Below are 12,051 nucleotides of genomic sequence, written 5' to 3' on the forward strand. Positions count from 1 at the left end.
GCGATCCTTTCGCGAGCGGTTCCCGAACAACATGGAAAGAGTTGCGTTGGCGGGAGCAGTGGCGACGAAGACTCACTATGTACCACTGAGATAACAGGGCGTATTGAAACCCTATGACCTGAAGCGGATGCTACAACAGAATCGTTGCCGAGTTCGCCGTAGTATGAACGTGGAATCCGTGGCATGACACATATATAAACAGGAGCAGAACAGATATATCGGCGCTTCGGCAGGTTTAGAGATTTCCATAGAAATAGGAGCCAATATTTACCAAGTTTGCTTCTATTTTTCGGATTACGCTACCAGCAAGCTCGTATTCGGAATTTGTTTGGTGTATATTCAACGTAGCTATGGCAGATACGCCTATACTCGCAAGAGCTATTACACAATTCGGTGTATTTCATCAAACAAGTCAATCAGAACCCGCCTGCTCCACGCGTGAAGGCGGGTGCCAAAATAACGTGCAAGATACCGTTGGAGGGGTGCTAGCGCCGGTTTTCGTGATTCTTTCACTTCAGATTTCAGGGCTGTCGAGGTTGACGTACACCGTTTTGGGTTGCTGGTACTGCTCTACCGCCGCCCTGCCGAGGTCGTGGCCGATTCCCGACTCTTTGAACCCGCCGTACGGACCTTCGGGTCGGATCGGTCCGTATGCATTGATGTAGACGACGCCTGCATCTATGTCTGCGGCAGCTTGGTGGGCGATATCAGTCGATTCTGTCGCGACCCCTCCAGCAAGGCCGAACTCCGTGTCGTTCGCCAGCGCGATGGCCTCATCATACGTCTCGAATGACTGGACAGTCTGGACGGGGCCAAAGATTTCTTCGCGCGCGATTCGCATATCGGGCTCGACATCTGTGAACACAGCCGGTTCAACGTAATGACCGTCAGCGAGGGCGCGGTCATCCGGTGCAGTGCCACCAGTGGCGAGCGTAGCACCCTCGTTTCGGCCGATGGTGACATAGTCCGACACAGTCTCAAACTGGTCCTCGTTGGTCAACGGCCCCATCGTCGTCTCATCATCGAGTGGGTCACCGAGCGTGTACGATTCAGCCCGGGCCACCAGTCGGTCGACGAACTCGTCGTGGACGTCTTCGTGGACAATTGCTCTGGACAGTGCATCACAGATCTCACCGGTGCTGTAGTAGACGCCTGCTGCGGCAGCGTCGACAGCCGTTTGCATGTTTGCATCGGGAAAGACGACAAGCGGCGACTTCCCGCCCAGTTCGAGCGTCACGGGAGCGATACGGGCGGCGGCAGTCTGCATGACTTCCTGACCGACGCTGCCACTCCCAGTAAACGAGAGCTTCCGGACACCTTCGTGTTCAGTTAGTGTGGCCCCAGTCGTCGACCCACCACCGGTGACAACATTGATCACGCCGTCGGGGAAGATCCCATCTGAGAGCTGTGCCATCCTGACCGTTGTCAACGGGGTGTACGCGGATGGCTTCAGCACAGAACAGTTGCCGGCAGCCAGGGCAGGCCCGAACTTCCATGCGGCCGCCCACGCAGGGAAGTTCCAGGGGGTGATCTGTCCGACAACCCCGTATGGCTCCATTCTCGTGTACATATGGAGGTCCCCCTGTGCCGGTATCTGACTTCCCTGTTGTGTCCTGGCAACTGCCGCATAGTATTCGAGCGTCCTGAGCGCGCCTTCGACTTCGCCGCGCGCTTCAGACAGTGGCTTGCCAGTATCGAGACACTCTAACAGGGCTAGCTCGTCGAGGTGCTCCTCCAGAACGTCAACCCACTCGCTAAGGCGCTGTGATCGGTCCGTGGGTGTTCGGTCACTCCACGTTTCAAAGCCGTCCCAGGCGACTTGCACAGCTTGGTTGACCAGCTCGTCATCACAGACCGGGACTGCCGTTATCGGTTCATCGATGACCGGGTCGCGTGTCGGAATCGGCTCTGAACCTGAGACCGAGGTCCCACCTATCCACGGCTCGATAACGATGTCCGCCAGCGCGTCCTCGTGGGCCTGCAGATGTCGCTCCCGCATAGCGGTTCGCGTCTCGCTGTCAGGCATAGCTCAGGCGAACTCGTTGACAACGGGAATCCCGATTGTCTCGTAGTCGGTCATGGCGGCCAGTTCGTCGCTAACGCCCTCCAGACCGATTTTGTCGGTTATAACGGCACCGGGGTCGAGCTTGCCGTTCTCGACCATCCGGAACATCTCACCGTACTTCGACGGCGGGAGGCCGCTAGAGCCCTGCACCTGAATCTCGTTCATTACGATCGTATCCGTGGGCAGCGAGTTGTACCCTCGCTGTTCTTTCGTCGTCAGGCCGATCTGGACGTGTCGCCCGCGCGTTCTGAGCGATTCGATAGCGTTCTGGCAGGTCTCCTCAATCCCCAGTGCGTCTAGAGAGACGTGCGCGCCGCCGTCCGTGATATCTCGGACCGCCTGTACGACATCGTCCTCTTCAGCTGCGTTGACGGTGTCGATGGCACCCAGCTCTTCAGCCATTTCGAGTTTCTCGTCCATCAGGTCGACACCGATGACGTTTCCACCCAGTGCGTCCGCGATGTGGACCGCTGACAGTCCGATACCACCGAGCCCCTGAACGACGACGTACTCACCGCGACTCACGTCGGCCTGATGGGCCATTCCACGGTACGACGTCATGAAGCGGCACCCCATGCCAGCGACCTCGACGGGGTCCACACCATCAGGGAGCTTCACAGCGTTGATGTCGGCGTTTGGAATCGGGACTTCTTCGGCAAAGGCCCCCGGCGCTCCGGGCTGGAAGCCGAGCCCCAGATGGTTCTCACAGAGGTTTTCATAGCCAACACGGCACTCGTGGCAGTGGCCACAGGCAAAATTGAACGGGATGGCGACCGTGTCCCCTTCTTTGACTGTGTCAACATTCTCGCCGACTTCGACGACCGTCCCCGACGGTTCGTGGCCGAGAATATGGCCCCGCGGTGGCTTGTAATCAAACCAGTCCCAATTGCCGACCCATCCGTGCCAGTCGCTCCGGCAGACTCCGCAGGCGTCAACCTGAGCGACCACGCCATCCGGGTCCGGCTCCGGCCGTTCGACGTCTCTGATAGCTAGCGGCTCCTCGTACTCCTCTAACACAGCTGCTCGCATACGTATTGTGTGACGGTACCACATTATAAAAATATTTTCCCGCTCTGCTCTTCAGATGGAATGATATGTAATTTTTTGAGAGTTGCTTGATAGCGTCCTAGTCATTTAGTCTTGTACCAAAAATATAGTAATCTCAGAAATTCAGCTTCGTCTGTTAGTCCGGCGATTTTACAATCGAAACGGCCCCCTGAAATTTCAGGACAACCGTTTCGCCACGAATTCGATATTTGTGGCGAGAGCAGCGGCGAGGAGCCCGACAACGGAGATGAGGATGAGGAATGTCGAGACGACACTGACGATAGGCGTAAGCGACTGGCGCAGGGAGTTCCAGGCAAGCACTGGAATCGTCTGCGTCTGATAGTTCGACAGGAACAGCGCCATCACGAACTCCTGCAGGCTGATAATGAACGCCAGCAGCGCAGACACAAGTATCCCGCTTTTGACGTTCGGCAGGATGACGTGGATGAACACACGGATCGGATTCGCCCCGAGGTCCATTCCAGCGTCGCGCAGTTGCCAGTCGAACCGCTGGAAGACGGACTGCATCACGAAGAACACGAGCGGTGTGGCCCAGAGACTGTGGGCCAAGATGATGCTGAGATACGACGACCGAAACCCAAGCCTGCTGAAATACACGAGCAGCGTCACCCCAAGGATGACCGGCGGAATGAGCAATGGTAGGATGACGATGGGCGTCAGGATATCACCGAACCGGCCTCTGTGTGCTTCAAGACCGAACGCAGCCGTGATGCCCATAAACGTAGCGACGACCGTCGTTCCGACACCGACGACGAGACTATTATCGAACGCTCGTAGCCACACCACATCGGCAAAGAACGCGCTGTACCATCGTAGGGAGAGCGCTTGCGGCGGGAACTGCAAGTTCCCCGACGCGGAGAAGGACGTTGCAATAACAATACCCAGCGGTAACAGCATGACAACGAATATCGCTATATAACCGATGCGAAACGCTGCCGTTCCAAGCCATTCGAGACTACGTTGCATTGGTCACGTCACCTCCAAAGCGGCCGAAGACAGTGTAGATGACAAGAATGCTCACGAACATCAGGACGAGCATTACCGTCGAGAGGGCAGTGGCTATCGGCCAGTTGAAATTGACTAGCATCTGCTCCTGCACTTCGAGTGCGAACGGGCGGTCGCTCCCTGCACCGAGCAGCGCCGGTGCGGAATACGCGCCGACGCTCCAGGCAAAGGAGATAACAGTCGCGACGGTGATTCCTGGCATAATCTCTGGCAGAACGACCGCAAAGAAAGACCGGATTCGGCTGGCTCCGAGGTCCCTGGCCGCCTCGACAAGCTCCCATTCAACGGTTGTCAGGACGCTGTAAATTGCCAGCATCGCATACGGGAAGACGATATACACTTGTCCGATGACGACGCCAAGCGTGTTCGGGACTATCTGCAGGGGTGCCTGAATGAGGCCGACTGCGAGCAAGAGGCTGTTGGCCGTCCCGTTCGGAGCCAGCAACGGAACCCACACGTACGTCTTGATTACGAGTGTCGTCAACAGCGGCAGCACAACCGAAAATAACAGGGCCGATTTCCGCACCCCGCTCGCGCGCCAAGTGGCATATGCATAGAAAACCGCGAGGACGACTGTGAGTAGCGTCGCAATGATGCCGAGCTTGAACGAATACACGATGATTCCCTGGAGCAACTCAGACTGGAGGACCTGCACGTACGATGCGATGGTGAACGTCCCCTCGGCATACGGGAGGCCCTGTGACTGTTCGCTGAAACTGATGCGAACCAGCAACAGAAACGGAACCACGAACACCAGCAACTCGAACAGGATCAGTGGGCTCATCAGCAACAACGAGCGGCGAGAGCCAGACTGTCCCTCAAATAGCGACCAGAGGCGGTCTAACACAGTCGTTCTGGAGTCGACACTCATTGTCGGTCCCTCACCCTCGTGCCGTCGGGACGGAACAGCAGTATGTCATCGATATCCCAGCTGAGCTCAACCGTATCTCCTTCATCAATTGCTGATTGGTCAGTAACGCTCTGTTCGACGAACAGTTGCTCCCCGCCGATGTCGACGACATGGCGGATGCTGGAGCCGCGATAAATAGTACTCTCTACGGTCCCGGAAACACCACCACCGCCGTTACCGTCGGCACGGGTCTGGTGAGATGCCTGGGTTGATTCATCGGTGAGAGGAGCTATTTGCATGAACTCGGGACGGAGCGAGACAGTAAGGGACGCTTCGGGCTGGATTTTCGAAGTCACCGGTACACGGATCTCCGAGTCGAACTCCGTCACCAGATAGCTGTACTGGCCGTCACTGTCGCTTACAGTACCACTGACGAAGTTTGTATCACCCAGGAATTCCTCGACAAACTTGTTTTTCGGGTCCCGATACACTTCATTCGGCTCTCCGACCTGCACCAGTCGCCCATCGTTCATTATGCCGATACGATCAGCAAGGGTGAACGCTTCGTCCTGATTGTGTGTGACGTGAACGAACGTTTTCTGAAACTCTTCGTGAATATCTTTCAGCTCGATCTCCATCTCCTCACGCAGTCGCTTATCCAAGTTCGAGAGGGGTTCATCAAGCAGTAGCACGTCAGGGTCCACTGCCAGCGACCGTGCCAGCGCGACACGCTGTTTCTGGCCACCCGAGAGGTCGGTCGGACTGTGACTTTCATACCCATCCATGTGAACGCGGTCCAGCATCTCGCTGGCGCGGTCACGCCGCTGCTGTTTTCCCATGCCACGCATCTTGAGACCGAACGCAACGTTCTCAAGTACGGTCTTGTAAGGGAACAGCGCCCAGTTCTGGAACACCATCGAGGTGTCCCTGTCGTAGGCCGGTTCGTCGGTCACGTCCGCATCTCCGATGTAGACTGTCCCGGACGACGGTGTCTCCAGCCCGCTGATCATTCGCATCGTCGTCGACTTGCCACAGCCACTGGGACCGAGTAAGCACAACAGTTCCCCGTCCCGAACGGATAGGGAGACATCTGTCACCGCATCGAGCTCCCCGAACGATTTCGAGAGGTTCTGTAGTTCTATCTCCGACATGAGTTATGCAATTCGTGTTGGCCACTGAGACACTGGTCCCTTGTAAACATCGGTCCCGACATCGCTAGTTCGAACTCGCCTCCATCTCCGAGATCCGCTGGTTGAAGCTGTCAAAGTTCGAGTTGATGTAATCGAACTCCGGCCAGGCGACGAGCGCTGCTTCGTCACTGTTGTTGGGGAGGTCCTCGTTGAGTTTTTCAGTCGCGTATTCCATGTCCGTATTCGTAAACAGCGTCGGACTGTTTTCCGACCACCGTGTCTGGGTCTCGGCGTCCAGCAGGAAATTCAAGAAATCCTCCGCCATCCGCCGTTTGTCAGTGCCACGGACCGGGCACCAGTGGTTGACGAAACCGCTGTTTCTATCCGGTGCGGTGTGGCTCAGGTTAGGATAGTCGTCAATATCGTACGCGGTCTGTTCGTAGTACCACTGCGCGTGGTCGATAATGCCGTTCTCGAACAGTTGCCAGATGTCTTCCCCGGAAGAAGCCCAGCCCTGGATGTTCCACTGCTCCTCCATATAGTCAAACACGTCCATCGAGAGGTCTTCATCGTACACTTCCCCAGCAAGCTCCTTCGCATCCATCGCGACAGCAGCGTCATGCTGTGGGAACCACCAGAACCCTTTGTCGATACCGATTCCATTCCCGTTGGCGGCTTCTGGGGCGGCAAGGTCGGCCCAGGTGGTCGGTTCGAAATCTAGATCGTTTCGATAGATGAGCGTCGTCGGCGCACCGTCGACGGGGACCCCGAACTCCGTGGTTCGGAAATCAGTGTAATAGTCAATGACGCCATCCAGATTCGGCACGTTCTCCTCTCGTACCGGCAAGAACAGGTCATCGTTGCGACCAAGGAGGTAAAAATACCCCTCCGTGATGGTGACATCGAACGGTGGCTGATCCTCCGGTGCTGATCTGATTTTTGCCAGGATCTCGTTCCAGCCGCGGTTGACCTGTAATCGACCACCAGTCCGCTCTTCGTACATCGGTTTTATCGTTTCTTCGAAGCGGTCAGCGTAGTTCCCGCTCCAGACCATTACGCGCAGTGTCTCACCGCTGAAATCCTGGCCACTACTACTGTCGCCCGTGCTGGCACCGCCACTTTCACCACCGGTCCCACCGTCGCCGTCATCGCTGGCCAACGAAGCGCATCCAGCAAACACACCGACGGTTCCAGCTCCGGCGGCGGTCAAGAACCGTCGACGGCTGGTTCCAGACTGTCGGATCGGTTCGCTCTCGGTATGCTCGTTATTGCCACACATTGCTATACGCACATATTCCACGCATATTATAAAAAACTACCTTCGATACCCCACTCTGATGCAACCACAGTCCGCGATTCCAGCAGAAAGCATCGCTTGGGAAGAAATGAAGTGGGATGTTCCAGCCAGAGACGGACTAGTAGTCGGTGGCTAGAAAACAGGGTGTTGTTACGAAACGCGCCGCCAAGATTAGTTCGTCGTTCGGAGACGCTCTTCAAGTTCGTCAACGACATCCCTGAGCGCATTCGGAACTTCCTGTTCGAGAACCATCCCATCGACCCGATAGGTCGGGCCCGAGACACTGAGCGCGCCAATCACGTCCCCCTCCGGCCCGTGAACGGCTTTCCCAATGCTTCGCATCCCGTCAGTGTACCCCTGATCGTCGACAGCGTAGCCGCGTTCTCGAATCTGCTCCAGTTCGGCGTGCAACTCTTCCCGCGACGTGATCGTGTGGTCAGTCCGTGCAGGGAGCCCCCACCGCTCGATAACGTCTTCGACCCGGGACTTGGAATAGGTGGACAACACTGCCAGCCCAGACGCGGTCGCGTGCATGTGATAATATGACCCCGTTCTGGCCCGGTACTCCTTCGATGGTCCGTCAGTGGTCGTCCCCTCGAACTTTGCCCACTTGTGGTACGATTCGGCGATTGTGATAACCCTGCCACGGTCCGGAGCCACGAAGTCACACTCTTCCTCTGTCCGTTCGGTGAGGGCTGCGATTGCTTCCTCGATATGCGGATAGCCGGGCCATCGGCTTCGTGCCTGTTCACCGTAATTCAAGAACCGCAACCCGACCTGATAGATTTCGCCGCGTTTGACCAGAAAGCCGCTGTCGCGGAGCGTGGTGAGGTGCTTATGTGCAGTACTCTTGGCCACGTCTACCTCTTCAACGATATCCCGAAGCCGTGCACCGTCACGGTCGGAGACGATATCAATAATCTCGATCGATAGTTCCGTGGTATTCACAGACATATGTCGGCTGTGTGTCTGATGGGATTTAGTAGTTCGGTAGAACAAAACCAGAATCATGAAGTGTCATTCGCTATTATTTTCTGTGTGAGTGTGTGACACTATTCGCGAGGCTAGTTCGATTGAGCGAAACAATGTCGGCACGGTCTGATTATCACGCAAAAAGAATAACAGAAGTACAGGCGTTATATGATGTAGGAGGTGACCCGAGACTTAGTCGTACAATCAAAATGAAGAAGAGACTCAGATGGCTTTCCCACGGTTTTTCTAGTTCGATCATATGAAACAGTCGAATCGAAACATAGGATATAGGGGTTGAACCGACAGGAGCCAATACCTACACGGTGAAGTTCGGAGACAAAAGCCGTCCTAGACTGACGCTACGTTTCTATTTTGTTTGTGGTGCTGAGCGTTTCACTATCATATTCTTGTCTATCCGTCTATCGTACTGTATTCGTAGTACTGACTTCGAACTTCGATTTCGTTTTTCGTATATCGAAGTATCTCAAGCAGATTTGCCATGTATCTGGAGGTGAATCGATCTCTGGGCCCAGTAATACCAAGAGACACCATGACTTCCTGTTCGTCGTTGAATATCGGAACAGCGACACCTCGAACACCTCTGAGATGCTCCTCGTCGTCTATCGCATAGCCCTGGTCGCAAATTCGTTCAAGCGCCGCTTCGAGAGCAGACCGGGATGACAACGTGTTATCAGTCCCTTTCGGAAGCCCATGGTCGGCAACGATTTCGTTTCGTTTTTCCACCGGAAGATGCGCCAGAATTACTTTGCCCAGCGATGTCCAGTGCATCTCTGTGTGATTCCCAATGGGAATTTCGTCGCCTGCAGCCTTTCCGCCTGAGCTCCTGTAGAGAATGACCCGCTGGCCGTTCTCCTCGATGCCGGCACCAGCAATCTCGCCAGTTTCTCTGCTGAGTTCTTCAACCTTATTGCGAAGCAGTCGGCCGATGTCCAGTCTTTGCCGAACGCTGCCACCGAGCTCAAGAAAGCGGAACGATCGACGATACTGCCCGGCTTCCTTGACAACGTAGTCCCGCTGGACAAGTGTGTTGAGGTGGATAAAGACAGTACTTGTGGGGATATCAAGATGAGACGCAAGCTCGGAAAGACCGACTGGTTCAACTTTTCCGAGAGCGGCGAGAATGTCCAGCGTTGTCTCGACCGCGCTGATCGTTTTGTTGTTTTGTGAGGGCATGGATGCGCTTTTTCTTGCAGGGTAAAATAGATTCCGTCGAGAGACAAAATGTTTCCAATCATATTGGAAACTGTCGGTGTCCCGTTAGAGACGATATTCTAACAAGGGTACGAGTGTTATTTTCTGCACTCTCCTTACTCTCGGGGAGTGGCAACAAACCACATGAACATGTGGGCTGGAGGCTTCAACACCTGATTCAGCAGTTACAGACACTCTGGCGTCGTTTTGTGACATTCGTGTATTCCGTACGAGCGTCCCACGTGACTTTCAATCTCATTGAAAGGGTTTGGAAACGTTCTGGTATCCTGTTTTCTACGCTTTAGTCGGTCTCTGCTCCGTATTCTGCAGCATACTATAGGTCATACTTGCGGGTGTAACGTTTGGCCTCGGTGCAGAACTGCCGGCTACGCAGTTATATCCGACGGTGCTCCACAGGCGGCCCGCGGGTTTCGATGTGATTGGTCTGCCTGACTCTGCCACCACTACCAACATTTATTAATGATGATTGCGATGCTTCTTCTACTCGGTATGAGCGAAGTTACACTATCAAACGTCAGCAAGGTATACGACGACGATGTCCTTGCAGTTGAGGACCTTTCTCTGGCCGTCGAGGACGGTGAGTTTGTCGTCGTTGTCGGCCCATCCGGATGTGGGAAATCGACCACACTTCGGATGATTGCTGGGCTCGAAACAGTCACCGACGGTGAGATTGCTATCGGGGGGAACGTAGTCAACGACGTTCGTCCACAGGACCGGAACATTGCGATGGTGTTCCAGAGCTACGCGCTGTACCCGCATATGACCGTGCGCGATAACATGTCCTTCGGGCTCCGACTGTCAGGCGAGTACGATGATCAAATCGAACAGCGCGTGACTGAGGCCGCCGAACTGCTGGAGATTGCGGACCTCATGGACGACCTGCCGAAGCAACTCTCGGGTGGCCAGCAACAGCGTGTCGCACTTGGGCGGGCTATTGTCCGCGACCCGGACGTGTTTCTGATGGACGAACCGCTGTCGAATCTCGACGCGAAGCTTCGGACACAGATGCGCACGGAGATCCAGCGGATCCAAGAAGAGTTGGACGTGACGACGATTTACGTCACGCACGATCAGACGGAAGCGATGACGATGGCCGACCGGATCGTGATTCTCAATCAGGGTGAACTCCAGCAGGTCGCGCCACCGGAACGCTGCTACGATGAGCCCAACAACAAATTTGTCGCGGGGTTCATCGGGTCACCATCGATGAACTTCTTCGAAGCGAGTGTAACCAATAGCGGCGGGCACGCGACGTTCCACTCGTCAAATATTGAGTTTACGCTCAACGTCGACATTCCGGACGGGGAGTACACGCTGGGCGTCCGCCCGGAAGATTTCGTCGCCGAGGACGCCGGCGAGTACATCAATACAGTTGTCGATGTCGTAGAACCAATGGGGTCTGACAACTTCCTCTATCTGGAGACTGCAGGCGGGTCGAAAGAAGTCGTTGCCCGGGTCAATAGCGAATACCGCCCAGAACGGGGGGATAAAATCGCGCTCGGGTTTCATACAGAGGATATGCATCTGTTCGGTCCAGATGGCGAGCGTGTGGAACTGAATCAGTTGCAGCGGACAGAGTCGGTGTAATATGTTGTACGATACTATCGGTCGGAAAGAGAGCGAGTGGGCTGGGATGACTGCGGGTCAGATCCGAAATGTCGGCGAACAGCCGGGCTCAGTTCTCGTTATTCCCGTCGGAAGCGTCGAACAGCACGGGAACCACCTCCCGGTCGTCACCGACACACTCCTCGTCGAGGCGATGGTCGACACTGCTATCGAGCGCCTAGATGGCGTTCCTGTCGTCGTGACACCGCCGGTCTGGAGTGGGTTCTCGCCACACCATCTGTCGTTCGGTGGGACCCTCTCACTCGAGTTCGCGCACTTGCGAGCGACACTTGAGGATATCGCACACGCTGGCATCCAGAACGGATTCGACGCGGTGCTGTTCGTCAACGGCCACGGCGGGAACAGTTCACTCATCGACGCCGTCGTGAGTACTGTGGGCGTCGACACTGATGCGGAAGTACTCGGGACGACGTACTTCCATCTGGCGTCGGATAGAATCGAGGAGCTCCGGACCACCGAGACAGGGGGGATGGCTCACGGCGGTGAGTTCGAGACGTCCCTCATGCTTGCGCTCCGACCAGACCTCGTGGGTGACCCGGCGGTCCGCGACGGTGAACCGATGGACGAACACTACGGCTGGGGCGGGCAAGACTTGCTTGACGGGGGCAACGTCTCTGTCTACCGCTCGTTCGACGAGTATTCCTCATCCGGAGCTATCGGGACGCCGAAGCAGGCGAGCGCGGAGACAGGCGAACGAATCCGCTCGGTCATCGGCGACGAACTCGCGGCCCTCATGGTTGCGATTCACGAGAACAATGCCTGACCAATGAGCGACACAACACAAAGAATTATGTACATGGAAATA

Annotated in this window: 10 protein-coding genes; 2 read left to right on the forward strand and 8 right to left on the reverse strand. The window is 55.7% G+C overall.

The genetic code is table 11. The features are described 5' to 3' along the window. Positions 1 to 514: 514 nt before the first annotated feature. The 8 genes from G9C82_RS15620 to G9C82_RS15655 form a co-directional block, all read right to left on the reverse strand. Positions 515 to 2,026 carry an aldehyde dehydrogenase gene (locus G9C82_RS15620; RefSeq protein ID WP_127014618.1) on the reverse strand — a complete coding sequence of 504 codons (1,512 nt, stop codon included), beginning with the start codon at positions 2,024 to 2,026 and terminating at the stop codon, positions 515 to 517. Between the two features lie 3 nt (positions 2,027 to 2,029). After that, positions 2,030 to 3,094, reverse strand: a complete 1,065-nt coding sequence (locus tag G9C82_RS15625) for a zinc-dependent alcohol dehydrogenase family protein (RefSeq protein ID WP_127014619.1) — start codon at positions 3,092 to 3,094, stop codon at positions 2,030 to 2,032. A 195-nt stretch (positions 3,095 to 3,289) separates the two neighbouring features. Then, positions 3,290 to 4,099 (reverse strand): ABC transporter permease, encoded by an 810-nt coding sequence (locus G9C82_RS15630; RefSeq protein WP_011222735.1) that lies wholly within the window; start codon positions 4,097 to 4,099, stop codon positions 3,290 to 3,292. Beyond that, the gene (locus tag G9C82_RS15635) at positions 4,089 to 5,009 is read right to left on the reverse strand and encodes an ABC transporter permease (RefSeq protein ID WP_127014620.1); all 921 of its coding nucleotides are present in this window, start codon (positions 5,007 to 5,009) and stop codon (positions 4,089 to 4,091) included. Before G9C82_RS15635 ends, G9C82_RS15630 begins: the two co-directional genes overlap by 11 nt. Beyond that, complete coding sequence (locus G9C82_RS15640; RefSeq protein ID WP_127014621.1) at positions 5,006 to 6,139, reverse strand: ABC transporter ATP-binding protein; 1,134 nt, start codon at positions 6,137 to 6,139, stop codon at positions 5,006 to 5,008. Before G9C82_RS15640 ends, G9C82_RS15635 begins: the two co-directional genes overlap by 4 nt. 64 nt (positions 6,140 to 6,203) lie before the next feature. Then, positions 6,204 to 7,397, reverse strand: a complete 1,194-nt coding sequence (locus G9C82_RS15645; protein ID WP_127014622.1) for a PotD/PotF family extracellular solute-binding protein — start codon at positions 7,395 to 7,397, stop codon at positions 6,204 to 6,206. A gap of 189 nt (positions 7,398 to 7,586) precedes the next feature. Further along, positions 7,587 to 8,369 (reverse strand): IclR family transcriptional regulator, encoded by a 783-nt coding sequence (locus G9C82_RS15650; RefSeq protein ID WP_049938604.1) that lies wholly within the window; start codon positions 8,367 to 8,369, stop codon positions 7,587 to 7,589. Between the two features lie 429 nt (positions 8,370 to 8,798). Then, positions 8,799 to 9,581, reverse strand: a complete 783-nt coding sequence (locus G9C82_RS15655) for an IclR family transcriptional regulator (protein ID WP_127014623.1) — start codon at positions 9,579 to 9,581, stop codon at positions 8,799 to 8,801. A gap of 528 nt (positions 9,582 to 10,109) precedes the next feature. Here G9C82_RS15655 and G9C82_RS15660 point away from each other — a divergent pair. Both G9C82_RS15660 and G9C82_RS15665 read left to right on the forward strand, forming a co-directional pair. Further along, positions 10,110 to 11,207, forward strand: coding sequence for an ABC transporter ATP-binding protein (locus G9C82_RS15660; protein ID WP_127014624.1), 1,098 nt, complete (start codon positions 10,110 to 10,112; stop codon positions 11,205 to 11,207). 1 nt (position 11,208) lies between these two features. Further along, positions 11,209 to 12,009: a creatininase family protein gene (locus G9C82_RS15665; protein ID WP_007190555.1), complete on the forward strand. Its 801-nt coding sequence runs from the start codon at positions 11,209 to 11,211 to the stop codon at positions 12,007 to 12,009. Positions 12,010 to 12,051 lie beyond the last annotated feature (42 nt).

The organism is Haloarcula sp. R1-2 (genome assembly GCF_011627385.1).
In the GTDB taxonomy this organism is placed as follows: domain Archaea; phylum Halobacteriota; class Halobacteria; order Halobacteriales; family Haloarculaceae; genus Haloarcula; species Haloarcula marismortui.